This window comes from Halobaculum marinum, assembly GCF_029338555.1.
Lineage (GTDB): Archaea > Halobacteriota > Halobacteria > Halobacteriales > Haloferacaceae > Halobaculum > Halobaculum marinum.
The window spans coordinates 1,236,749-1,259,575 of sequence record NZ_CP119989.1 but is presented as its reverse complement, the minus strand read 5'-3'; the positions used below and the strand labels follow the sequence as shown (position 1 = coordinate 1,259,575).

Genomic DNA, 22,827 nt, shown 5'->3' with positions numbered 1-22,827 from the left:
CGGGTCCGCTGATACGCCGATTTCGAGACGTTCTGTAAGAGTACGACCCCCGACCGAAGTGTGTCTTGGAGCGCTGTGGATACGCTTAGTTCCCCCCCGGGATCGTGACGGGGTCGAACCGCTGCAGACCGAAGTACGTGTTCAGGACGGCACCGAAGCCGACCGCTGCGACTGTGAGCTGTGCAATCCCCCCGAGGTACGGCACGAACCCGAGGAGTTCGAAGGCGAGGAGGAACACGGCGACACCAACGACCGTCGCGATGTCGTCGCGCTCGATCGGGAGTCGTGTCCCGACGATGTACCCGAATACGGCCTGGCCGTAGAGAATGACGAGAAACTCGGCCACGAGTCCGACGAGGGCGACTGGGATCAGGATGAGGGTGAACGCCATATAGACGAACAGAACGAGAAGAGTCGTCGCGCCGAGGCTCCCGACGACACCGCTGACCACTGTGTGCTCGGTGATGGCCGCGCCGACGTTCTCGATGGCGAGTGGGTGTCGCACGACGAGCCACAACCCGAACGCGCCGAGGACGAGGAACTGGAGGAGCACTCCCACGACCTGCCGAGTGGGAGACTCCGACGGGGTCGGGGGCTCGAACTGCGAGACCCGACCGACCGACGCGTCGGAACTGATCGTCGCGGACCCCGAGAATGTCTGGAGCGTCCCTGTCACAGTCGCGCCGTCACGGACCGAGAGATTCCCGTTGAGGAGCGTCACGTCCCCGTCGATGGTGCCGTCGATTGCTGCAGTCCCGCCGATCACGTAGACGTCGCCGTCGACGGTCTCGTTCACGGGGACGGTAGTCGTTCCACCGGCGACCACGTGGACGTCCGAGAGCGAATCCACGTCGTGCTCGCCCTGGAACGTCACGGACATCTCCCCGACGTCGCCCCCTCCGATAGAGGCCAGCAGCAGCACGACGATGAGCAGCGGGATGGCTTCCGTCGGGCTCATACGCCTGCCCCGCTGTTCTCGCGCGCGAGTGTGACCATCCGTTTCGCGTACAGACCGACGGCGAGTCCGAACAAAAGGAGGAGCGAGAGCGCCTGTACCACGTTCAGGTGAGAGAGGAGCGTGAGTTCTGACTCCTGGAAGTACAGTGCGAGCGCGGTGCTCGAGAACGTGGCGAGCCACCCGGCGACGCCGACCCCGATTGCAGAGTGGGTGCCGATCGTTTCGGGCGTGGAGAGGTCAGGCCAGAGCGCGAAGTTCAGCGTCGTGTAGAAGCTCACTGCCACCGCGTACAGGGCGGGATTCAGGGGTGAAGTGCCGCCGCTCGCAACTGCGGGGAACAGTTGGGCGATTCGCAGGTCCGACGTGTACATGACGTGTGTCAGGGCGAACAGCGCGAACGTCCAGAGGAAGATCCGAGAGATCGAGTAGTTCGCGTAGATGACGCCAGCCATCACCGCGCCGACGACGTGTGCCACGGCGATGAACAGGCGCGTCGAGAACTCCGGCGACTGCCAGGAACTCAGGAGGAGCGATGGTGTGTCGATTATCCGGAGAAACCCGAGGCTGTCGATGAAGAACACGCCGAACATCAGGACGACCGGAACGACGAACGCGACACTTCGTGCCCGAATCTGCTCGCTGTGACAGAACCGCCCAGTACCGTACCTCTCGTGTTGCTCCCCGAGGGCGTCGAGGATCGCATCGAGACTGTCAACGCGGACAAACGAGACGCCGGCCAGCACGACGATCCCTGGGACCATCGCGGCGACCATTACCTGACTGAAGACGTCGACTGACCAGTCGAGTGGGATCGCATTCGCGAAAAAGTACGCAATCGCTGTGATCGCCGCGGCGACGTACCCTCGGTCCGGAACCGGCACGAGGTCGATAGCGAGAGAGAACGAGACGGGAAATCCGACACCAAGGCCGATCGACGCGAGGACGATCCACGCGCCGAACGCGGGGACGGTCCGGATCATTGGGGCGACGAACGTGAGCGCGAACTGGAGACAGACGACGCCGAACAGGAGTCGGAGCTTCGTTCGGAGGTCCGTACTCCACCCGCGTCGGTCCATCGTCACGCCAGTCACGACTGCGACGACGAGTGTCACGAGCGCCAACGCCGCCATCCACATCGAGACGGCAGTCTCGGACATTCCGACGAGACGCGTCCCGAGGTCGATGAGGCCCAATTGGACGAACGTGATGTTGTAGTAGTACCCGGCGACCATCAGGGCGACGAAGAGACCGTACCCCGCCACCGGTAGCCATCGGCGCTCTCGAATGTGTGCAGTCAACTCCATGTGGGTCGTCCTGACCTGATGTACTCACGAACGGCCATTAATTACGGCGTCGAAGACAGTCGGATACCCTGTTCCTGCGCACCTTCAAACATCACGATAGCAGGTGGGTGAGCGTCTCCAGATAGTGGCTCACAGGAAGTACCAGTACCGACAGTGATCGCTCGAATCGCTTCCTGTGGCTCCGAGGGATACCCAAACGAACCAGCTACGAGCGGCCGGACCCCGCGAGTAGTGGGGTGGAGCGCCGACTGGTGACACAGTGTGAGTCCGTCCAGCACCACGACGACTGGGCTACGTGTCGGTCGGAAGTGGCGGGTGAGGCACTTCGTCGGCGGCCGTCATGGTCTTGGCTCCCCAGATCGCGACGATTGCCGCAGCGAGCACGAACCAGAGCCCGTAGTAGGCCGGGTCCGGGACCACGATGAATTCGGCGGTGGAGTTTACCCAACCGTGCAGGACGACGATGCCGAGGATGCTGCGTTCCGTGTTGTTGTAGATCCACGTGAACGCCAACGAGAGCGCGACGATTCCGGCCATGAACAACCAGAAGCTCGTCGTCGCAAACCCAACCGAATCGTGTTGGTACGTCCCCTCGACGAAGAACAGGGGCAAGTGCCAGAGCGCCCAGACGACGCCGAGGACCAGGCTCGCGCTCAACGCCGACCACTTCAGCTGTAGTCGGTCGAGTGCGTACCCTCGCCACCCTAACTCTTCGAGGATGGGGGGAAGGGTCGCGAAGAACAACGCAGGGAGGATGGCGAGAGGGTTCACGCTGAACTGGGTTACGCCCGCTCCCCACGTTGGACCGGTTCCGCCGAGGAGCAGATCCACGACGCCAGCGAGAACGGCGACACCGAGGGGGACCAGCAGAATCACGGCGAGCCATCGAAGGCCAACGCGTCGGGGATTGACGACGCGGTTCCAGAAGTCGGCCCGTCCGCGTTCGTCGTAGACGAGGTAGACGAAGACGATACCGGCCACGCCGGGGACGGCGAGACCGACGAGGAGCAACACGAGCCCGACGGCGCTGTCGAACCGAACGCCGAGAGCGATCGCTGGCAGCCAGAACGCCCACGTCCCCCCCACTGCGACGGCGAGGTACACCCACCAACGTCCGAAACCACCAGCGGAGGTTTCGATAGCATCGTCCGCACGTACTTGTGGGGTTGATGTGCTCATGTGTACCGTACGATGAGCCGAGGCGTAACCTCGGAGGATAGTTCTCACCGCACCGAAGCAAGACCTGGTTAACGGGAGACAGTGCCCTCACCCCCTCCCGACCACGACACCAGTGGTGTGCCCGTCGTCATCCGGTCGACTGCCTCAGGGGAGAACTCGACGTAGGGAGGGGGAACTACAAGAACAGAGAGTCGAAGACTCGAAAATGAATGTTCACGAACTCCTCGACGTTGGGACAGTCCAACTGAGTGCACTCCTCCTGCGTGATGCAACGTTCTTCTCCCGGTCGCTCGACTCGCGCCCGCTCGTGGAGGTGGCGAGCGAGACGGATGCCAGCGTCGACGACCTCGGTCGCGCTGGAGAGCGCACCGTCACCGTCGACACACCGGTCGGCGCGTTCGAGGCGGCGTACATGCCCTGGCAGTGGCGTGGCCCGGACTATCCGACGCTCATCTATCACCACGGGAGCGGCGAGCGACCGTTCGACTTCGGCCGGTTCAGTTCGAACTCGTTTCGACGGCTGTTCGTCGCGAGCGACGAGGCGATTCCGGCCAACCTCGTGGTCGTCAGGGCACCGTTCCACGACGGGTCGAACATGGACTACGCCCGGGCGATGGGTGATCTCGAATCATTCGTCGGGATGCTTGCCGCCTCGGTGGGCCTCATCGACGCACTCGCGGAGGAGGCGAGCGAGCGAACGAGTAGCCCGGTTCTCGCATCGGGCATCAGCCTCGGTGGCTGGGCTGTCAACCTCCACCGTGCCTGCTTCGACACCGTCGACCAGTACATCCCGATCTTCGCCGGGGCCGCGCTGGGGGAGCTGTTCCTCTCGTCCGTCTATCGGAAGATGACCGCCGGAACTGCGCAGCGACAGCCGGATCACCTCCGTGACGTACTCGACTTCGAGGAAGCGTTCAGGGCCGTCGAGGCGGACAACTGTGCCCCGCTGCTCGCCCGGTACGACCGCATCATCGAGTTCGACCGCCAGCGTCCGTCCTACGACGGGATGTCGCTGTCCGTCCTAGACAACGGCCACGTCACTGGGTCGCTCGCGACAGATCGACTCCGCGAGCACATCCTCCGTTTCCTCTCGGCGAGTAACACCGACGGCAACGGGCACGAATAGGTGTCGAGCAGTCGCCGTCGATTCGACGGTAGGTCGAACCGTCGTCGTCAGCACGCAGGAGGACTCGTCCTTCCGACGGCGTCTCCCGAACGTCGTGCGAGTGTGGGAGCCTCCCCGTCTCGGTTTTCCCTCCTGCGAGGGACCGTCAGAGCAGCGTAACCTGGACGAGCGAGAGGGCGACGAGGGGGACGTGAAACGAGGCGTGTGCCACCATCGCGGCCTCGAGGCTCCGTCGCCAGTAGAGCCACCCGAAGATGACACCAGCGACCGCGTTCAGGAGGACAGTCCGCGCGACCAGTGCTGGGGTGAGCGCGACCGATTGAGCGAGCGCCGGGAGGTGACCCAGACCGAACAGCACGGCTGCGACGACGATTGCGGCCCAGATGACGGGCGGTTGCGGGCCATCTGCCCGGCGGCCAGTGATGCGCCACCCGACGAGCACGAGCACCGACATGAGCCCGAACCGGAGCATGAGCTCCTCGGTGAGTCCACCGTAGAGGAACCGGACGGGGACGTACGCGAAGACGTTCAACACGGTTGGCCTCGTCGCTCCGATGACTGACTGCGGCAGGTCTTGGGCGACCAAGGGCATCATGACCGCGTCGAGGACGACGATCAGGACGCCCCCGACGATGCCGGTTCCGACAGCTACTCTGACATCGTTCCGGAGCCGTTGATAGATCTCACTGCCACTCACCCGCTGGTCGACGATGTACGACTGAAAGCCCACTCGCGGCGCTGCGTAGGCCCCGAGCAGACACGCGACGACGAGAAGCAACAGTGGATTGATAGCCGAAACGAGGGCGAGAAGTGGAAGCGACAGGCCGGCGGGGACGGCGCTTGCCGGCGTCGTGAAGTAGATGTAGCCGACGAGCGCCACGATTCCCGGCAGACCCAACAGCAGGGCCACACCGAACCGGTCGCCAAAGGAACGGCCGTTCGCAGTCGGAGGCATGGGCTGTCGACTCTACCGGTCGGCAAAGGAGTTGTGAAACTGTCTTCTTGCGCCATTAGTGGACCTCCGAACTCTGATCTGACGTCGGCGTCGTTGCTGCATGAGACGCGGCCTCGTACCCGAACTGACCGCGGGTGATGACGAACAGCACGGCGACAACCGTCCAGAGAGCGATTGTCGTGACGACGAGGATGGTCGTGGAGTCGCCGGCACTGATGACGTCGATTGGGAGCGGGACGAGCGTGCTGTTGGCCGTGTTGAACCCCGTGTGCGCCAGGATTGCGAGCAGGACACTTCCGGTCTCGTTGTAGATCCACGTCAGGATGAACGCGACCCCGACGATGTTCAGGATGCGAACGCCGACCGACGGCGCGACGTCGACGAACTCCGCGAGTCCGTGGAACGTCGTGGGACCGGTCGCCAGCAGCGGAAGGTGCCACAGCGCCCAAACGACGCCGAGGATGAGGGTCGCTGACACTGGTGCGTACTGTTCCTGGAGCTTCGGGAGCGCGAGTCCCCGCCAGCCGGGTTCTTCGTTCCCGCCGCCGACGAGCGCGATAGAGACGAACGAGACGAGGACGAGCGAGACGCGGTCGGGGAGGAGTCCGGGGTCGACGGACATGCCTGCGACGCTGAGGCCGACGCTCGTGAGTGCGACGACCACCAACGGGATGGTGAGCGCGGCGACGTACCACCGTGGTGCGACGCGCCAGTCGACGATCTGGCGAGCCCACGCCCGGACCGAATCGCGTCCGAGCCACGTGACGACGAGGGCCGCGAGTGCTGGGCCGAAGCCTCCGACGACGAACCCGAGGGTGCTGATCGGCTCGGACAGCCCGAGGATTGGGCCGAGCCACGCCAGCCAGGAGATTGCGTAGGCGAGTGCGAAGAACACCGCGACCGGATGGCCGTCGATGAGCCTGCGGACCTGCTGTCTCATCGTTCGAGACTCCGACGGCCGATTGCTGGTGTTGAGATCATGTGTCTTGCCTCGATCGCTAGAGGGGTAGGATGCCGAGCAGGGACAACTGCCAAGCGAACAGGAGTGCGAGCGCGGTCACTACCGAGTAGTGCAGCCGACCCCAGCGAGTCCAGAAGCCGTCTCGCCACGCGATTCCGGTCACGACGACAGCACCGACCGTCCCAGCGAGCGCTACGTATCGGAGCACCTTGCCTGCCCGCAGTGCCAACGATGGAGAGGCGGCCTCCGCGTTGAAGTTGATCCAGGCCATCAGGAAGATCACCAGCACGATAACCCAGAGTAGACTCACCGTTCCCAAGAGCCAGCGGGCAGCCCGTTCACGGTCGCTCCCGACGCTACCACCTCGCAATCGTCGCCACACCGGCTCACCGAGCCAGCGTAGTAAGCCAGAGAGGAAGGCCACGACACCGACACCGAGGCCAGCTTGGATCACGGTGAGTCGCTCGTACCACGGCACGCGTTCGTACGTGCTCGGGCCGAAGGAGTGTCGGAACATGTGGGTCGCGTCGCCGTCCTCGTCGAGTCGGAAGACCAGCATGTCGCTCCCGCCGACTTCGTCGTACACCCCTGGACGGCGTTCGACCCACCGACGAGTGTCGTCCGCCACAGCGGTAGTCGTCAGGTACCCCTCGTCGGTGGCCTCGACAGTGAAGGTCCGCGTCATCACGCCGAGGACACGCTCCCACGACGATTCAGAAACCGTCAGGGAGCGGTAGTCACCGGCCAGTTCGCGCGCTCGTTCGGCAGCACCGTTCGGCGGGTCGACAGCTGGTGTGTCCGATTCGGGGTAGTACCGGTCGGTGAACGCTTGGAGAAGTTCGAACCGGGCGGCCTGGCCGCCGGGAGCGTTGTAGACGACGAACAACCCGGTGTCACGCTCGGGGTAGAGCGCGAGCACACTCTTGAACCGGGGCGTGTCACCCCAGTGGCCGACGATGGTCTCACCGTTGCGGTCCATCTCGATGAAGCCGTACGCCATCCCGTTCAGCTCCGGCACCGCCTCGGATTTCGTGAAGTGTCTGCGGTGCATCTCGTGGACCGTCTCTGCCTCGAGGACGCGTTCGGAGCCGTACCGCCCCTCGTTGAGATGGGCGATCATGAACGCCCCCATGTCGCCCGCGGTCGTGCGGAGCGACCCGCCCTCGGGCGGGAGTGTCCAAATCACGGGGTCGTGGGCCAGGTACTCGCCGTCCTGGGAGGTGTACCCGATTGCACGTCGGGGCTCCAACTCGTCAGGGAGTGGCTGGGCGTAGGTGGTGTTGGCCATCTCCAGCGGCGTGAAGATACGTTCGTCGGCGTACTCGGTGAACGTCGTGTCGGACTGCTCGGCGAGGACGTGGCCCGCAAGCGCCGTCCCGTAGTTCGAGTACGCGACGAACTCACCCGGCGGGCGGACGCGCGCGGGGCGGTGTTCGGCTAGAATCTCTTCCATCGGCCGTATCTCGCTCGGGTCGTCAGTGACCATCCCCGCGAAGCTGTCCTCGAAGCCGGCTGAATGGGTGCCGAGGTGTTCGAGTGTGACCGGCTCGGAGTAGGTGTCAGGGACCGTGACGCTCGAGTCGGTCAGGTAGTCGTTCACGTCGCGGTCGAGTTCGAGCCGACCGTCCTCGACGCCCTGCATCACGGCCGTCCACGTGATGAGCTTCCCAGTCGAGCCGATGCTGAACACCGTCTCGGTTGCGTCGACAGGGCGCTGCGATTCGACGTCTGCGTACCCGTAGCCCTTCGCGAGAACCACCTCGCCGTCGCTGACGAGGACGACGGCCGCACCCGGGACGCGGTGGTCCTCCAACTGGCGGGCCATCGTCTCGTCGAACCACGCCTCCGTCTCCGTCAGAGTAGTCGGGTCGACCTGTTCGACCGACGTAGACGCGTAGGCTGACGGAGTCGCAGTCGGGCCCGTCGTCGGGGTGGCAGTCACGGTGAGCGGCGCACTCAAGAGTGCGACGACGAGTGCGACTGAGCCGATGAGCCGTATTCGTTGGTCGAACATTCGACCTACCGAGTGGAGACGGTCCCGTGGCCGCTCTCACTGAGTAAATAGCCGCCGAAGGCGACCAGCCAGAGCATCACCGGGTAGACGATCATCCGCTCAGTCCCACCGTGACCGATGGGTCCGAATGCGGCGGTGTTCCCACCATCACCGAGGGCCATCAACACCACGAAGACGAGTCCCAGCCCGCCGGCGAGAACCGCCAGTGCCCGCATGACGCCATCAAGGCGAGTCGCGCTCCCGATGGCCTGCACGTTGAAGAACACGAACGCGAGCAACGCGGCGAGGCCGTGCAGTCCACCGGTGTCCAGCGGGAAGAGGCCAGCACCGACGGCACCGATGCCCGCCAACGCGAAGATGGCCAGCAGCCAGCGCTTCCCGTGGGTTCGGTAGAAGAAGTACCCACCGAGGAGATTGAACACGCCGACAACGACGAGTGAGCCGTTGAACAAGAGTGCCGTCTCCGGGAATACCCCGAGGTCACTGATCGCAGCCGCGCGGAAATCGTATCCAGGCACCATCGCGGCCGCGAGCATGATGACAGTCATGAACTGTGCAGCGAGTGCGAAAAAGAAGATACCCGCCAGTGTTCGGGGCGCGAACGTCACGCCGCGAATCGAGAACACCGGCTCTGCTGTGGATTCGAGTTGGCTCATTTTCCGTTCACGGATACACATTCGTTGACTGAGAGAATAGGCCGAACTGACCCTTCCCGACGAATGAGAACCAACAGCGGGCAAATACGAACGAAGTGGTGTGTGGTTGTGCTGGTCATACCGGACGGTCCACAACCGCTGAAATAGCCTGTCGACCCTGGTCATCGCGACCGAATACGATTTCGACGGCGTGATCTGGTTCAAGCTCGTACGATCTCCACCGTCACAGTCCAAACCCCGCAATTGAGCCGGTGTTGATGGCAAATATTAGGAATAATCATTAAGGAAAGGGAGCAACACTTCAAGAATAGGATGATCTTTTATGATCAAACCGGTCAGCCTGAACTAGAATCGGTACCGACACCCGCTGTGGCGACCACCGCAGCGGAGGAGGTGGGCCGATGAGCTCGCCAGAGCAGCTGTCCGATGGCGACATCGACCATGCGACCGAGACGGCACAGGCGTACTTGGAGGATCTCGAGGATGCGATGCGCCGAGAGGATGCCGCCGCTGCGGCGGAGATGTTCTGTGCGGAGAGCTACTGGCGCGACCTGGTCGCGTTTACCTGGAACATCAAGACGGTGGAGAATCCCAGCGGCGTCGAGGACATGCTCGAGGAGACACTCGCGCACACCGGTCCGTCGGACTTCGAGCTGAGCGAGCCGGCGGAGGAGGAAGATGGGATCATCACCGCCTGGTTCACCTTCGAGACCGAGGTGGGTCGTGGTGAGGGTGTCGTCCGGCTGAAAGATGGCGGTGCGTGGACCTTCCTGACCGCACTGACGGAGCTGAAGGGGCATGAGGAGCCCAAGGGCAGAGACCGACCGATAGGCGCAGAGCCGGTTGCGGACGCAGACCGCAAAACGTGGACAGAGCGCCGTGAGGAGGAGCTGGAGAACCTGGGGTACACCGAACAGCCGCACACTGTGATCGTCGGTGGGGGACAGGGCGGCATCGCACTCGGTGCACGGCTCCGCCAACTCGGCGTGCCCACGATCATCCTCGAGAAGAACGACCGGCCGGGCGACTCCTGGCGCAACCGGTACAAGGGGCTCGCGCTGCACGACCCCGTCTGGTACGACCACCTCCCGTACATCAAGTTCCCCAAAAACTGGCCGGTGTTCTCACCGAAGGACAAGCTCGGCGATTGGCTGGAGATGTACACGAAGGTGATGGAGCTGAACTACTGGTCGAACACCGAGGCCACCAATGCACAGTACGACGAGGAGACAGGCACCTGGGAGGTCGAGGTCAACCGCGACGGTGAGGATCTCGTGCTGCGCCCAGAGGAGCTCGTGATGGCGACGGGCATGAGCGGCAAGCCCAACGTCCCCGACCTCTCCGGCGAGGAGCGCTTCAACGGCGAGATACACCACTCATCCGAGCACCCCGGCCCCGACGAGAAGTACGAGGGCAAGTCCGTGGTAGTGGTGGGCTCGAACAACTCGGCCCACGACATCTGTGAGGGGCTCTGGGAGGTCGGCGCGGACGTGACGATGGTGCAGCGGTCATCGACGCACGTCGTCAAGACGGACACACTGCTGGAGCACGGACTCGGTGATCTGTACTCCGAGCGGGCCGTCGAGAACGGCATCGACACCCACCGGGCGGACATGATCTTCGCATCCGTCCCGTACCGCATCATGAACGAGTTCGAAAAACCCAAATACGACAAGATGCGGGAGATCGACGCCGACTTTTACGATGCGCTCGAGGACGCCGGCTTCATGATCGACTTTGGGCCCGACGACTCGGGGCTGTTCATGAAGTACCTCCGCCGTGGCTCGGGCTACTACATCGACACCGGCGCCAGCCAGCTCATCATCGACGGAGAGATCGATGTGGCCAATGGGCAGGTAACCGAGTTCACCGAGGATGCGATCCTGCTGGAAGATGGCACCGAACTCCCCGCCGACCTTGTCGTGTACGCCACGGGGTACGGCTCGATGAACCACTGGGTGGCCGACCTGATCGATGAGGAGACGGCGCGGCAGGCGGGGAAGGTCTGGGGGCTCGGCTCAGACACGCCCAAAGACCCCGGACCGTGGGAGGGCGAGGAGCGCAACATGTGGAAGCCGACGCAGGTGGAACAACTGTGGTTCCACGGTGGCAACCTGCACCAGTCACGCCACTACTCGCTGTATCTGGCGCTGCAGCTGAAGGCACGCTATGAGGAGATCCCCACGCCAGTGTACGACAGGCAGGAGGTCCACCACGAGGGGATCTAGCGGCCGCACTCCCAAGGACGGTCGCCTGACAGGCGATGCCCCTTCCCCGTACTTTGTTGGTTATACCCTCTGTACTGACCGATCCGATCTGATCGAATTGGGAGAGAATTCTGCGCGAGATACGCGCCCTGTATTGTTCAAATCAGCCTGGGTGGTGTGCTTGGCTTCGGGCCAACGTACGCGCTAGCCGGTCGATGCACACCGCAGAGAGAAGCGATGGGCGCTGCAGGCTCCTGTTCGATCGTCGAATAGTTCCTATTGGAGGGTATGAGGCGGCCGATCTGGTGGGTCCAGACGAGAAGGTTTCCGAGGGGTCGCAACCAACCGACGATGTCGCTGGAACCACTCGACCCAGAATCAGCACTCGACCGCTATCTCACAGACCACGAGCATGGTCGACGACGGGCAACTGGGCCGTGATCCGAGCGCCTGTCGACAGGATGCTCTTCGGCGTCGAGGACGGCACCGACACGGAGACAGTCGCTATCGAACGGGGTAAAATCGGGTCCTCGTCGCCGCTGCGGACGGAGACAGGTTGGGTTCGGCCGAGACGACCGTCCAACAACTCCGGCTGTAGCGCTCTTCTTGCAGGACCCCTGTCGTCTCTGGACCGACGGTGTCCGAGCGCGCCGGGTCCCTCCGGTGGAACCATTAGCATCCGTTCGATGGTATCAGTATGTTTGGAACGAGCGGGGTCCGGGGCCGCGTCGGGCACGCGGTCACTGCCGACGTCGCACTGTCCATCGGGCGTGCGGTCGGGGCTGATACGGACTGTGTGGTCGTCGGGCGCGACGCCCGGGAGACGGGTGAGACGCTACAGGCAGCCCTGATGGCCGGCCTGCGGGAGACCGGCGCGGACGTGGTCGACGTCGGGCGCGCCGCCACGCCGACGGTCGCCCGATCGATCGCGGACCGGTCGGCCGACGCCGGCGTCGTGGTCACGGCGTCGCACAACCCCCCGCAGGACAACGGGTTCAAACTGTGGACCCCCTCGGGACAGGCCTTCTCCCCCGACCAGCAGACCGAGATAGAGGAGTCGATCGAATCCGAGGCGTACGCGCTCGCCGACTGGACGGGGCAGGGGAGTCACGAGTCGTGGGCCGGCGCGACCGACCACCACGAACAGACGCTCGTCGAGACGGGGCGCACCGACGCCGCCGCCGCGGACGTGTCGCTGTCGTCGCTGTCCGTCGTCGTCGATCTGGGCAACGGAATGGGCGGGGTCGCCGCCGACGCGCTCTTCGAACTGGGTGCTGACGTCGAGACGATCAACGCGCAGCAAGACGGCCGCTTCCCCGGCCGGCCGAGCGAACCCACGGCACAGACGTGTACGACGCTCGCCGCCACCGTCGACGCCGTCGGTGCGGACCTCGGGATCGCACACGACGGCGACGCCGACCGGATGATGGCGGTCACGGACGAGGGTGAGTTCGTCCCCGGCGACATGCTCCTCGCGATCTTCGGACTGGAGGTGGGGAGCGCGGGCGACCGTGTTGCCGCACCCGTCGACACGAGTCTCGCCGTCACGGACGCGCTCGCTGAGGTCGGTATCGAGCTCGTCCACACCAAGGTCGGGGACGTGTACGTCGCCGACCGAGCCAGAGACGACGATGTCGTCTTCGGCGGCGAACCGTCGGGTGCGTGGATCTTTCCCGAGGAGACGCTGTGTCCGGACGGCCCGCTCGCGGCGGTCAAACTCGCCGCCCTCGTCGCCGCGGAACCGCTGTCCGACCGGCTGGGGCGCATCGAGCGCTATCCGCTCCGGCGCACGGTCGTCGAGACGGCCGAGAAGGACGCAGCGATGGAGCGGATCGCCGCCGCCGTTCGCCGGACCTACGACGACGTGTCGACGCTCGACGGCGTGCGCGTCGACACCGACGAGGGGTGGTTCCTGATCCGGCCGTCGGGTACGGAGGCGAAGATCCGGGTGACAGCGGAGGCTCGCGATTCGGCCGCCACCGACCGTCTCCTCGACCGAGCGCTCGACTTCGTCGAAGCCGAGACCGCCCCCGCCTCGACGGAATAGTTTTTCAGTACTCCTCCGGAGCGATCGGTCGTGCAAACCGTTGTGCTGGCAGCCGGCAAGGGAGCTCGAATGGGGCCCTTGACCGATAACGCCCCGAAGCCGATGTTGCCGGTCGCCGGCAAGCCCCTCGTGGTCCACTGTCTCGAACACGCGATCGCCGCGGGTGCGAGTCGTCTCGTCGTGGTCGTCGGCCACGAGGCCGACTCGATCCGGACCGCACTCGCCGACCGGGACTGGGACGTTCCGGTCACGACCGTGGACCAAGACGAACTTCGAGGGACGGCCGACGCCGTCCGGACCGCCGCGCCCGAACTCGACGCGGAGCCGTTCGCCGTCCTGAACGGGGACGTCCTCTACGACGAAGCCTCCCTCGCGAAACTGTACACGTCGGGACCGGCCGTCGGCTCGTTCCGGGTGGACAACCCGTCCGCGTACGGCGTGTTGCGGATCGAGGATGGACGGGTCCGTGCGGTCGAGGAGAAGCCGGCCGATCCCCAGTCGAACCTCGTGAACACGGGAGCGTACGTGTTCCCCGCGGCGGCGTTGGACTGGCTCGCCGTCGGCGAGAGCGACCGTGGCGAACGGGAACTCACGGACGTCCTCCAGCGCACCTGCGAGACAGACGACGTGACCGCAGTCCCCTTCGACCGCTGGCTCGACGTGGGGCGGCCGTGGGAACTGCTGGCCGCGAACGAATGGAAACTCGCAGAACTCGACCGCCGTATCGACGGCGACGTCTCGCCCGACGCGGACCTGCGGGGTACCGTCGTCGTCGAGGCGGGCGCGACCGTCGAACCCGGCGTCGTCATCGAGGGACCGACGTACGTGGGCGAGGGTGCACACGTCGGGCCGAACGCCTACGTCCGTGGGTCGACGGCGCTCGGACCCGATTCGCGGGCCGGCCACGCGGTGGAGCTGAAGAACAGCGTCGTGATGCGCGACTCGGCGGTGCCCCACCTCACCTACCTCGGCGACAGTATCCTCGGCCGGGACGTGAACCTCGGGGCCGGGACGGCCGTCGCGAACCTCAGACACGACGACGAGCCGGTCGAACTCACCGTCAAGGGCGAGCGGATCAGCACCGGCCGGCGGAAGTTCGGAATCGTCTGCGGCGACGGGGTCAAAACCGGCATCAACTGCACCATCAACGCCGGCGTCACGCTGTCGAGCGGCGCGCGTGTCGGCCCCGGTGAGACGGTGCTCCGGGACAGGTGACGGCCGGGAGTGCAGTACCGGTAGGTTGACCCTACAGTGCCCACAGCGTGGTGTATGGACGAGCAGTTCCTCGAAGCGACGATCAGTATCCGCGGCGTGATCCGTCGACCCGACGGGACCGTCCTCGTCGTCCGTCGAGCCAGCGACGACGGCTGGGAACTGCCAGGTGGACGCATCCGAAGGAACGAGACGGTTCGAGACTGTCTCGCCCGGGAGATCGACGAGGAGACCGGACTGGACGTCTCGGTTCACAACCCGATCGAGGCGACGGCGTGGCAGAACCGGTCCGGCCGTGACCGGTTCGCGGTGTACTACCGGTGTACGAGCGACACAACGCCCGTCACGCTGAGCGACGAACACACCGACGCGGAGTGGATCGCGAGCGGGCCCGCCTGTGACCGGTTGAGCGATCCACAGGCGACGGCGACCGCGCGGGCGGTCAGAGCGGACGACTGAATGTCAGTCCGCTGTCTGCTCGCCTCCCGGCTGCGGAACGAGCCGTTCACCCGCCAGTGCGTAGAGCACACGACCCAGACGGGAGCCGATCCGCTCCCACCGGACTATCGGCCGCGCTTGCCCGCCGAAGGCCGTCTTGAACGCGAACGTCCCGTCCTCGAAGTCGGGCGTCGTCTCGCCGTAATCACACGTCGTGTAGCCGTGGTCGATGCCCCACTGGATCGCTGCCCGGTAGAGTATCTCCGACGGGTACACGTCGAAGTTCGTCGGATCGTACGCCGGAAACAGCAGCACGAGGCGATCGTGCTCGTCGTCACAGACCGCCAACAGTTCCCCAACCGGGTCGTCGTCCTCGTCCGTTGCCTGGAACAGTTTCAATCGGTCACCGACGGTGGAGTGCAGCGCGTGGAGCAACGCTGGCGACGCGCCGTCTCCACTGAGCCGTCGCATGTGCTCTGCGTGGTTCCTCGCGAACGCATCTACGGTGCCGGGCGTGAGCCCGATGTCGGTCGCGGTGACGCCGGCCTCGTCGGCTCGCCGCAGGTTCCTGCGCTTCTTGCCCGAGAGGTCCGTCGCGACCTCCGCCCACGGGCGGTCGATGTCGAGGACGAATCGACAGTCGCGTACGGAGGGTGCGTAGTTGCGCGCCCGGAGGCGACTCGCGTATCGGACGGCGGGTTCGGTCGCTGGCCGGATCAGGTGTCCGATGGTCCGTCCCGACGTGAGGTCGGCCATCCGGTCGGTGATGGCCGCGAACACGGCGGCTTCGTCGGTGGCGACCATGACGCTGTTGGTGCCTGGTTTCGGCGGGCCGAGGAAACGAAACGGCGTTCCCGAGAGCGGGCGGACGAACGTCGGGTGGACCCCGACGAGCGTGCCGTCGCTGCGGACTTGGACGTGACGGGCCGCGGCGTCGGTCGCAGTCTCGTACGCCTCGATCCACTCGTAGCGCTCGAAGACACATCCGGTATCGGACTGCTGCGCGACGACGGCGTTCCATTCTCGTGGATTGACCTCGGTGATGGACTGGTGAACCGAGGTCGTGTACGCTGGCATCTCGTCGACGTTCGCCCAACAGCGTGCTAACTCTATGGTTCGGGTTCCGTGATCGGTGCTGCCTAGGTGGGTTTATCCTCGCGACTGTCAAGAAGAGCCGTATGAGTAAACTGACCGTCGGTGTGGTCGGCGCAGGCTGGATGGCCACCGACTACCATATCCCGGCGTTCACCAGCCACCCGAACACACGGGTGGTCGCCTTCGCCGAACGCGACGAGGCGCGCCGACAGACCGTCGAGAGCGAGCAGTCCCTCCCGGGGTACGGCGACGTCGCGTCGATGCTGTCGGCCCACGACCTCGACGTCGTCAGCATCTGCACCCCGCCGAGCACCCACGAGGAAATATTTCTCGCTGCCGTCGACGCCGGCTGTCACGTCCTCTGTGAGAAGCCGCTGGCGTTGAGCGTCGAGAGCGCCCAGCGGATGGCCGATGCCGCCGATGCTGCCGGTGTCGTCACACAGGTCGGGTATCTCCATCGCTACTATCGGAACTACGAGCGGGCACTGAAGCTCCTCTCGAACGAGTTGATCGGCGACGTCGTCGAGGTGACCGTCGCCCACCACTCGGCACCACCCTCCGTCGGCTGGTACTACAATCCCGGTCTCTCCGGTGGTGGTGTCGCCCGTGACCTGTTCCCCCACACGTTGGACGTCCTCTTCGACGTGTTCGACGCCGCACCCGAGGTGACCGACGCGACCGTCCGCTATCTCGGTGATCGGGCGGTCGAGGACGCCGCCAGCGTGTCGCTCGACTTCGACGGGACCCCGGTGGACCTGTCGGCGACGTGGACACAGACGGACGGCGTGAGTCGCGTGCTCTTCATCGGCACCGAGGGGTGGCTGGAGTTGGATGCCGAGACCCTCCAAGGTGACGTCCACGGCCGACCGTTCGAGTTCCGGCACGGCGACCTCCCGCTGGTGGATATCGGCGTCGCGACGCTGTTCCCGGCGAGCGACGAGGACGCCCACACCGCACGCATCCACGACTTCGCGGACCACGCCGCGTCGGGCGACCGAGACACCGCAGCCCCCACCAGTCGCGGCGTCGACGTCGCGAGGGTCATCGACTCGGTGTACGATCGGTGTGACGTCGACTGGGCGGTGGAACGATGACGGTGCTCGTGACTGGTTCGACGGGGTTCATCGGCCTGAACCTGCTTCACTCGCTGGACCGCGATGCGGTGGCGATGGTTCGTCCGTCGTCCTCGACGAGTAGACTCCCTCCCGGCGTCGACACCGTCGAGGCAGACCTCTCGGACCCCGATTCGCTGGCGGCAGCGCTGGAGGGTGTCGACAGCGTCGTCCACCTCGCGGCGGCCGTCTACGACGAGCCACGAATGGCCGGGACCAACGCCACCGGCACCGAGCGGCTGGTCGACGCAGCGGCCGCCGCCGGCGTCGAGCGGTTCGTCTTCGCCAGTACGATCGGTGCCCATCCCGAGGTACCGGCCGACGCGGACTCAGCGTATCAGCGATCGAAAGTCGCGTCTGAGGAACTGCTGTTCGGGCACGAGCACCCCTTCGAGGTGTCGGCGATATATCCGACGTACATCTTCGGCCAGCGGGACTACCGGTTGACGCGGTACGACCACGTCCGGCCGATCGCGACCAACCGCGTCTTGGTCCCGCCGCTGTACACGGCCGACACGTACAATATCGTCCACGTGGACGACGTCGTCGCCACGATCGACCGGTGTCTGGACGGGACGACCGGCCGCCAGCTCGTCACCGGGCCGAACCTCACAAACAAGCAGGTGTTGAAAACGATCGCGCGGCACACGCCCGGCAACTGTACCGTGGTGAACGTTCCATACGGGGTGATCCGTTGGGGAGTCAAGCCGGCGATGGACGTACTCCATCGGGTGGGCGTCTCACCCGTGCCCGGCGAGGGCTTTCTCGAGCGGGGCGACTACGGCACCGTCCGCGAGGACCTGACCGAGCGGGCACCGGTCCGCCAACGCTCGTGGCAAACGGCGATCCGGGACACTGTCGAGTGGTACGATTCGGTGGGGCTGCTGTAGCGGGCGCTGGCGACACGGCGACTGTCGCGCCGCGTTGTCCGTACAGTCCGTCGAAACAAACCCGCCCGAGCCGGCTATCTCGTCAGCCGGTAGACGACGCCCTCTGTCTGGTTGAGCGGATCCTCCGCGAGTGCGGCCCGCGTCCCGAGCACGTACGAATCGTCGCCGTCCTGTCCGAACGAGAGCACCTGGATGTCGAGACCACCCTCGACTTGGAGTTCCTCGACCGACCACGTCCCCGACTCCTGCGGCTTCGCGGCGAGGAGCCGGCCGGCGGCCGTCGTGAACGAACTGGTGAACGCGCCGAACAGATAGTCCCCTTCGACGGCCCTGACGTCTCCCGTGTGGATGTGCCCCCCGATGACTGCGAACCCGACGGCGTAGCCCTCTTCGTCGAAGTGCGGGAACTCCAGGACCGGGTCGACAAGCGGCTCGCCACGCTCCGATTCGACGACACACTGCTCCTCGGAGCTGGTTCCCAGTTGCGGGTCGTGGCAGTGGGTTCCTTCCTTGAGCGGCCACCCGTAGTTGGCGCCACCTTCGATGACGTTGACCTCCTCCCACGTCGCCTGCCCCACGTCGCCGGCGATGAGTCGGTCACCGCTGAAGGCCATCTTCCACGGGTTCCGAAGCCCCCACGCGTACAGTTCGTCCATGCCCTCCTCGCCGACCAGCGGGTTGCCCGCCGGGATCCCGTACGGACGGGTGCCGGTTCGACTGTCGACATCGATCCGGATGATACTCCCCATCAGGTTGTCGAGATCCTGTGCGTTGTACGGGTTCAGCCCGTCACCCAACGAGCCGTAGAGGTAACCGTCCGGCCCGAACTCGATGGTCCCGGACTGGTGGATCGGTCGCTCCCACGGCATATCGAGGAGGATGCGCTCGCTGTCGGGGTCGGCAGTCGTGCCGTCGTCCGCGACGCTGAACTCCGAGAGGATCTCGTGGTGATCGATTTGGTCGCTCTCCGAAGGCGCGCTGTAACGGACGTAGAACAGCCCGTTCTCCGAGAATTCGGGGTGGAACGCCAGTCCGAGCAGGCCACGCTCGTCGTAGGCGATCCAGTTGGGGAGTCCCTCACCCAATGCGACGAGACGGTCGCTGAGATCCAGAAACGGCGTCGACTGCAGCCCGTCGGCGTCGTGGATGTAGATCGATCCGGTCTGATCGACGATGAACCTGCGGTCGAGGTCTTCGTCGGCGGTCACGAGCGCGCTCGGGGAGGAGAGGCCAGTGGCGACCTCCTTGACTCCGACGGTCGCCCCCTGTTCGAAGTACGGTTCCGGGGGTGCTCCGCCTCCGTTGCCGGGGGACGTTGTGGCGGTCGCGGTATCGGTGGCGGTGGCAGTCGGTTCGGGTTCATCGGTCTGCTGGCTCCCGCCGAACGCGCACCCCGCGAGGGCTCCGGCCAGCCCGACGGCGCCGGCTGTTCGGAGGAGGTGTCGTCGAGAGAAAGAGTCGTCGTTCCGTGGCGGTTTGTTCATAGACTGATAACGGGAGTAATGGACATTATACTTGGCTGTACGACTCGCAATGGGGGACGAAAGTGAGAAACGTATATCACTGGCACGCGTGACAGGTAAGCTGTGATTTCCTTCGTGGAGCGACTATGAAAGCGGTGCTGTTAGCGGCCGGCGGTGGCCGTCGCCTCGGCCCCTTGACTGAGCGACGACCGAAGCCGATGATCCCGGTCGGTAATCAGCCGATACTGGAGACCGTTCTGGAGGCAGCGGTCGGTGTGGGCGTCGACGAGGTCGTGCTCGTCGTCGGGCGCAGGAGCGATCGGATCCAGACGTACTTCGGCGACGGCGACGAGTGGGGTGTCGAGATACAGTACGTCGTTCAGGACCACCAACTGGGCGCGGCACACGCGCTCTCGCAGGTCGAGTCGGTCGTCGACGGCCACTTTCTCACCCTCCACGGCGACCAACTCGTCGAAGAGGCCCTGCTAGAGCGGCTCCTGGATCGGTGGGAAGAGACGGCGGCCCCGACGATAGCGGCCGTTCGGTCGGACAGACCGACGGAGTACGGTGCGGTCGAGATCGAGGACGGAACCGTCCGCAGCGTCTCCCGGACACCGACCGACGATCCGCCGTTCCTCGTCAACGGCGGTGCCTACGTCTTCGACGACCGCGTCTTCGACGTGATCCACGGGATGGAGGAGACGGACGACGGCGACTTCGGGATCGCGACGGCGCTCCAACGGCTGGCCGACGGCAGCGGTCTCGCTGCGGTGCTCCACCGCGGCTCGTGGCAGGACCTCACCTACCCGTGGGACCTGTTGACGACGAACGCCACGCTGGTCCAGGAGCACGAACAGCCCGATGCGACCGAGCGTCCCGGTGTGCACGACACCGCCGCGGTATCGGGGGCTGTCGCCCTCGACGAAGGGGTGTCCGTCGGACCGAACGCGACGCTGTTGCCCGGCACCTCGCTCGGCAGGAACGTCCGCGTCGGCGCGAACGCGGTCGTCTCGAACTGTATCGTGATGGCCGGCGCCCGCATCGGCGACGGGGCAGTCCTCCACGACACCGTCGTCGGAGAGGCGGCCACGATCGGACCGAACGTCACCGCCGAGGGCGGCCCGGCGGACGTCGAGATCGACGACCGGATCCATCGCGACGTCGGTCTGGGCGGAGTCGTCGCCGACCGGGCGACGCTCCGGGGGAACGCGACGGTGACATCGGGGACCGTCGTCGGCTGTGAGGTCCTGGCGGACAGCGGCACCGTCCTGCAGGGACGGATCGCGTCCGGGGAAACAGTGCGGAGGGCTTGATTATGTGTGGAATCATCGGATACGTCGGCGAGGAACAGGCACGACCACGACTCGTGGCGGGATTACAGCGACTGGAGTACCGGGGCTACGACTCGGCGGGCATCGCGCTCGCCGACGAGGGGCTGTCGGTTTTCAAGCAGTCCGGGTTGATAAGCGACCTCGACATCCCGGCGGAGACACCCCAGACCTGTGGTATCGGCCACACTCGCTGGAGCACGCACGGCAAGCCGACCGACGCGAACGCCCATCCGCACACGGACTGTTCGGGTCGAGTCGCCGTCGTCCACAACGGCATCATCGCCAACTACGACGACCTGCGGGAGACCCTTCCGGACCACGATTTCCGGAGCGAGACCGACACGGAGGTCGTCGCGCACCTCATCGAGGTGGAGCTCGAACACACCGACGACCTCCTTGCGGCGGTCGAAGCGGTCGTCGAACGCATCGAGGGGAGCTACGCCCTCGGCATCGTCGCGGCCGGTTACGACGGTATCGTCGCCGCCCGACGGAACAGTCCCTTGGTCGTCGGACACGGAACCGACGGGAACTTCATCGCGAGCGACGTGACACCGCTGCTCGAACACACTCGGTCAGTGTCGTACCTCGAGGACGGTGACGTTGCACAGCTGACCCGAGACGGGGTGCGCGTCCGGCACGACGGCGCGCCCGTCGACCGGGAGGTCACCACGATCGAGTGGGACGCCGACGCGGCCGAGAAAGCCGGCTACGACCACTACATGAAAAAGGAGATCCACGAGCAGCCGACCGCACTCCGGCAGGCTATCGCCGGCCGCATCGACCCGATCGAGGGAGAAGTCGAGTTGGGGGACCTCTCGATTTCGGCGGCGTTCCTCTCGGATATCGAAGAGGTACAGTTCGTCGCCTGTGGCACTTCCTACCACGCCTGTATGTACGGGAAGCAGTTGGTGGAGCATCTGGCGGACGTTCGGGCGACCGTCGAGTTCGCCAGCGAGTACAGCGTCGGGAGCGGCCGCGATCCGGAACGGACACTGGTCGTCGGCGTCAGCCAGAGCGGGGAGACGGCGGACACCTTGCGTGCCCTTCGGATCGCCAAACGGTCGGGCATCCGGACGCTCGGCGTGACCAACACCGTCGGAAGTACGATGGCTCGGGAGTGCGACGACGTGGTGTACATCCGCGCGGGACCGGAGATCGGCGTCGCAGCGACGAAGACGTTCGCTTCACAGGTCGTGATCCTCGCACTGTTCGCCGTGACCGTCGCGGACGAGCGTGGCGAGTTGGACCCGACGGCCGGTCGTGAACTGCTCGAACATCTCCAGAGCCTCCCGGGGGCGGTCCAGGGCGCCCTCGACCGGAACGACGCCGTCGAGGAGGTCGCCGACGCCTACGCGGGCGGTGAGGCGTTCTTCTTCATCGGTCGGCGACTCGGCAACCCCGTTGCACTGGAGGGCGCACTGAAACTCAAGGAGATCTCCTACGACCACGCCGAGGGGTTCCCGGCCGGCGAACTCAAACACGGTCCGCTGGCGCTCGTCACCGAGGACACGCCGGTGCTCGCACTGCTTACCGCCGGGACGCGACCCGACGAGACCCGAAACAACATCAAGGAGGTCCAGTCGCGCGGTGCGCCGGTCGTCGCCTTCACAGCACCCGACGACGACGGAGACTACGAGGTGGGATTCGACGTCCCCGATCTCGGACTGGTCGAACCGCTCGTGGCGAACGTCTACCTCCAGTTGTTCGCCTACCACGTGGCCGACGACAAGGGTCGATCGATCGACCGACCGAGGAACTTGGCGAAGAGCGTAACGGTCGAATAGATCGCTACGGCCGATCGCATTTCGTCCGGAAGCGATCGTGTTTACTTCAAGACACGACAGCGAAAATCCTGTAGGCAACTGATATCCAAGCTGGC

The 22,827-nt window shown here is 65.3% G+C and carries 18 protein-coding genes; 9 read left to right on the top strand and 9 right to left on the bottom strand.

Annotated elements, in window-relative coordinates:
- Positions 1–85: 85 nt before the first annotated feature.
- The 3 genes from P0R32_RS06465 to P0R32_RS06455 all read right to left on the bottom strand — a co-directional run bounded on the left by P0R32_RS06465 (position 86) and on the right by P0R32_RS06455 (position 3,366).
- Positions 86–958: a DUF8173 domain-containing protein gene (locus P0R32_RS06465; RefSeq protein ID WP_276239133.1), complete on the bottom strand. Its 873-nt coding sequence runs from the start codon at positions 956–958 to the stop codon at positions 86–88.
- Positions 955–2,262 (bottom strand): MFS transporter, encoded by a 1,308-nt coding sequence (locus P0R32_RS06460; protein ID WP_276239132.1) that lies wholly within the window; start codon positions 2,260–2,262, stop codon positions 955–957. The genes P0R32_RS06465 and P0R32_RS06460 overlap by 4 nt, the downstream gene beginning before the upstream one ends.
- A gap of 291 nt (positions 2,263–2,553) precedes the next feature.
- Positions 2,554–3,366 (bottom strand): type II CAAX endopeptidase family protein, encoded by an 813-nt coding sequence (locus P0R32_RS06455; RefSeq protein WP_276239131.1) that lies wholly within the window; start codon positions 3,364–3,366, stop codon positions 2,554–2,556.
- Between the two features lie 280 nt (positions 3,367–3,646).
- Between P0R32_RS06455 and P0R32_RS06450 the strand changes: the two genes are divergently transcribed.
- The gene (locus P0R32_RS06450; protein WP_276239130.1) at positions 3,647–4,567 is read left to right on the top strand and encodes a hypothetical protein; all 921 of its coding nucleotides are present in this window, start codon (positions 3,647–3,649) and stop codon (positions 4,565–4,567) included.
- Between the two features lie 145 nt (positions 4,568–4,712).
- On the opposite strand, the gene P0R32_RS06445 is transcribed toward P0R32_RS06450, so the two are convergent.
- From P0R32_RS06445 to P0R32_RS06430, 4 genes are read right to left on the bottom strand one after another with little or no spacing between them, the layout of a single operon-like run.
- Complete coding sequence (locus P0R32_RS06445; RefSeq protein ID WP_276239129.1) at positions 4,713–5,522, bottom strand: CPBP family intramembrane glutamic endopeptidase; 810 nt, start codon at positions 5,520–5,522, stop codon at positions 4,713–4,715.
- A 55-nt stretch (positions 5,523–5,577) separates the two neighbouring features.
- Entirely contained in the window at positions 5,578–6,462 is an 885-nt protein-coding gene (locus P0R32_RS06440) for a CPBP family intramembrane glutamic endopeptidase (RefSeq protein WP_276239128.1), read from the bottom strand.
- A 58-nt stretch (positions 6,463–6,520) separates the two neighbouring features.
- The gene (locus P0R32_RS06435; protein ID WP_276239127.1) at positions 6,521–8,497 is read right to left on the bottom strand and encodes a serine hydrolase domain-containing protein; all 1,977 of its coding nucleotides are present in this window, start codon (positions 8,495–8,497) and stop codon (positions 6,521–6,523) included.
- A gap of 5 nt (positions 8,498–8,502) precedes the next feature.
- Complete coding sequence (locus P0R32_RS06430) at positions 8,503–9,153, bottom strand: DUF998 domain-containing protein (protein WP_276239126.1); 651 nt, start codon at positions 9,151–9,153, stop codon at positions 8,503–8,505.
- Positions 9,154–9,554: 401 nt separating this feature from the next.
- On the opposite strand from P0R32_RS06430, the gene P0R32_RS06425 reads away from it, so the two are divergent.
- The 4 genes from P0R32_RS06425 to P0R32_RS06410 all read left to right on the top strand — a co-directional run bounded on the left by P0R32_RS06425 (position 9,555) and on the right by P0R32_RS06410 (position 15,078).
- On the top strand, positions 9,555–11,381 hold the full coding sequence (locus tag P0R32_RS06425; RefSeq protein ID WP_276239125.1) for a flavin-containing monooxygenase: 1,827 nt from the start codon (positions 9,555–9,557) through the stop codon (positions 11,379–11,381).
- A gap of 676 nt (positions 11,382–12,057) precedes the next feature.
- Entirely contained in the window at positions 12,058–13,407 is a 1,350-nt protein-coding gene (gene glmM / locus P0R32_RS06420) for a phosphoglucosamine mutase (protein WP_276239124.1), read from the top strand.
- Between the two features lie 30 nt (positions 13,408–13,437).
- A complete protein-coding gene (gene glmU, locus P0R32_RS06415; RefSeq protein ID WP_276239123.1) occupies positions 13,438–14,622 on the top strand; it encodes a bifunctional sugar-1-phosphate nucleotidylyltransferase/acetyltransferase in 1,185 nt (394 codons plus the stop codon).
- Positions 14,623–14,676: 54 nt separating this feature from the next.
- Positions 14,677–15,078, top strand: coding sequence for an NUDIX hydrolase (locus tag P0R32_RS06410; protein ID WP_276239122.1), 402 nt, complete (start codon positions 14,677–14,679; stop codon positions 15,076–15,078).
- Between the two features lie 3 nt (positions 15,079–15,081).
- On the opposite strand, the gene P0R32_RS06405 is transcribed toward P0R32_RS06410, so the two are convergent.
- Positions 15,082–16,134, bottom strand: coding sequence for a GNAT family N-acetyltransferase (locus P0R32_RS06405; RefSeq protein WP_276239121.1), 1,053 nt, complete (start codon positions 16,132–16,134; stop codon positions 15,082–15,084).
- A 101-nt stretch (positions 16,135–16,235) separates the two neighbouring features.
- On the opposite strand from P0R32_RS06405, the gene P0R32_RS06400 reads away from it, so the two are divergent.
- Positions 16,236–17,246, top strand: a complete 1,011-nt coding sequence (locus P0R32_RS06400; RefSeq protein ID WP_276239120.1) for a Gfo/Idh/MocA family protein — start codon at positions 16,236–16,238, stop codon at positions 17,244–17,246.
- Positions 17,243–18,154, top strand: coding sequence for an NAD-dependent epimerase/dehydratase family protein (locus tag P0R32_RS06395; protein WP_276239119.1), 912 nt, complete (start codon positions 17,243–17,245; stop codon positions 18,152–18,154). The genes P0R32_RS06400 and P0R32_RS06395 overlap by 4 nt, the downstream gene beginning before the upstream one ends.
- Positions 18,155–18,228: 74 nt before the next feature.
- Here the strand turns inward: P0R32_RS06395 and P0R32_RS06390 are convergent, their stop codons facing one another.
- Complete coding sequence (locus tag P0R32_RS06390; RefSeq protein ID WP_276239118.1) at positions 18,229–19,638, bottom strand: PQQ-dependent sugar dehydrogenase; 1,410 nt, start codon at positions 19,636–19,638, stop codon at positions 18,229–18,231.
- A 125-nt stretch (positions 19,639–19,763) separates the two neighbouring features.
- Here P0R32_RS06390 and P0R32_RS06385 point away from each other — a divergent pair, with 125 nt between their 5' ends.
- Entirely contained in the window at positions 19,764–20,930 is a 1,167-nt protein-coding gene (locus P0R32_RS06385; protein ID WP_276239117.1) for a sugar phosphate nucleotidyltransferase, read from the top strand.
- Between the two features lie 2 nt (positions 20,931–20,932).
- The gene (gene glmS, locus P0R32_RS06380) at positions 20,933–22,732 is read left to right on the top strand and encodes a glutamine--fructose-6-phosphate transaminase (isomerizing) (RefSeq protein WP_276239116.1); all 1,800 of its coding nucleotides are present in this window, start codon (positions 20,933–20,935) and stop codon (positions 22,730–22,732) included.
- Positions 22,733–22,827 lie beyond the last annotated feature (95 nt).

Excerpts from the sequence above, each read along its gene's own strand:
- P0R32_RS06465 (WP_276239133.1), bottom strand. The coding sequence starts at position 958 with ATGAGCCCGACGGAAGCCATCCCGCTGCTCATCGTCGTGCTGCTGCTG.
- P0R32_RS06460 (WP_276239132.1), bottom strand. The coding sequence starts at position 2,262 with ATGGAGTTGACTGCACACATTCGAGAGCGCCGATGGCTACCGGTGGCG.
- P0R32_RS06450 (WP_276239130.1), top strand. The coding sequence starts at position 3,647 with ATGAATGTTCACGAACTCCTCGACGTTGGGACAGTCCAACTGAGTGCA.
- P0R32_RS06445 (WP_276239129.1), bottom strand. The coding sequence starts at position 5,522 with ATGCCTCCGACTGCGAACGGCCGTTCCTTTGGCGACCGGTTCGGTGTG.
- P0R32_RS06440 (WP_276239128.1), bottom strand. The coding sequence starts at position 6,462 with ATGAGACAGCAGGTCCGCAGGCTCATCGACGGCCATCCGGTCGCGGTG.
- P0R32_RS06435 (WP_276239127.1), bottom strand. The coding sequence starts at position 8,497 with ATGTTCGACCAACGAATACGGCTCATCGGCTCAGTCGCACTCGTCGTC.
- P0R32_RS06430 (WP_276239126.1), bottom strand. The coding sequence starts at position 9,153 with ATGAGCCAACTCGAATCCACAGCAGAGCCGGTGTTCTCGATTCGCGGC.
- P0R32_RS06425 (WP_276239125.1), top strand. The coding sequence starts at position 9,555 with ATGAGCTCGCCAGAGCAGCTGTCCGATGGCGACATCGACCATGCGACC.
- glmM (WP_276239124.1), top strand. The coding sequence starts at position 12,058 with ATGTTTGGAACGAGCGGGGTCCGGGGCCGCGTCGGGCACGCGGTCACT.
- P0R32_RS06410 (WP_276239122.1), top strand. The coding sequence starts at position 14,677 with ATGGACGAGCAGTTCCTCGAAGCGACGATCAGTATCCGCGGCGTGATC.
- P0R32_RS06405 (WP_276239121.1), bottom strand. The coding sequence starts at position 16,134 with ATGCCAGCGTACACGACCTCGGTTCACCAGTCCATCACCGAGGTCAAT.
- P0R32_RS06400 (WP_276239120.1), top strand. The coding sequence starts at position 16,236 with ATGAGTAAACTGACCGTCGGTGTGGTCGGCGCAGGCTGGATGGCCACC.
- P0R32_RS06395 (WP_276239119.1), top strand. The coding sequence starts at position 17,243 with ATGACGGTGCTCGTGACTGGTTCGACGGGGTTCATCGGCCTGAACCTG.
- P0R32_RS06390 (WP_276239118.1), bottom strand. The coding sequence starts at position 19,638 with ATGAACAAACCGCCACGGAACGACGACTCTTTCTCTCGACGACACCTC.
- P0R32_RS06385 (WP_276239117.1), top strand. The coding sequence starts at position 19,764 with ATGAAAGCGGTGCTGTTAGCGGCCGGCGGTGGCCGTCGCCTCGGCCCC.
- glmS (WP_276239116.1), top strand. The coding sequence starts at position 20,933 with ATGTGTGGAATCATCGGATACGTCGGCGAGGAACAGGCACGACCACGA.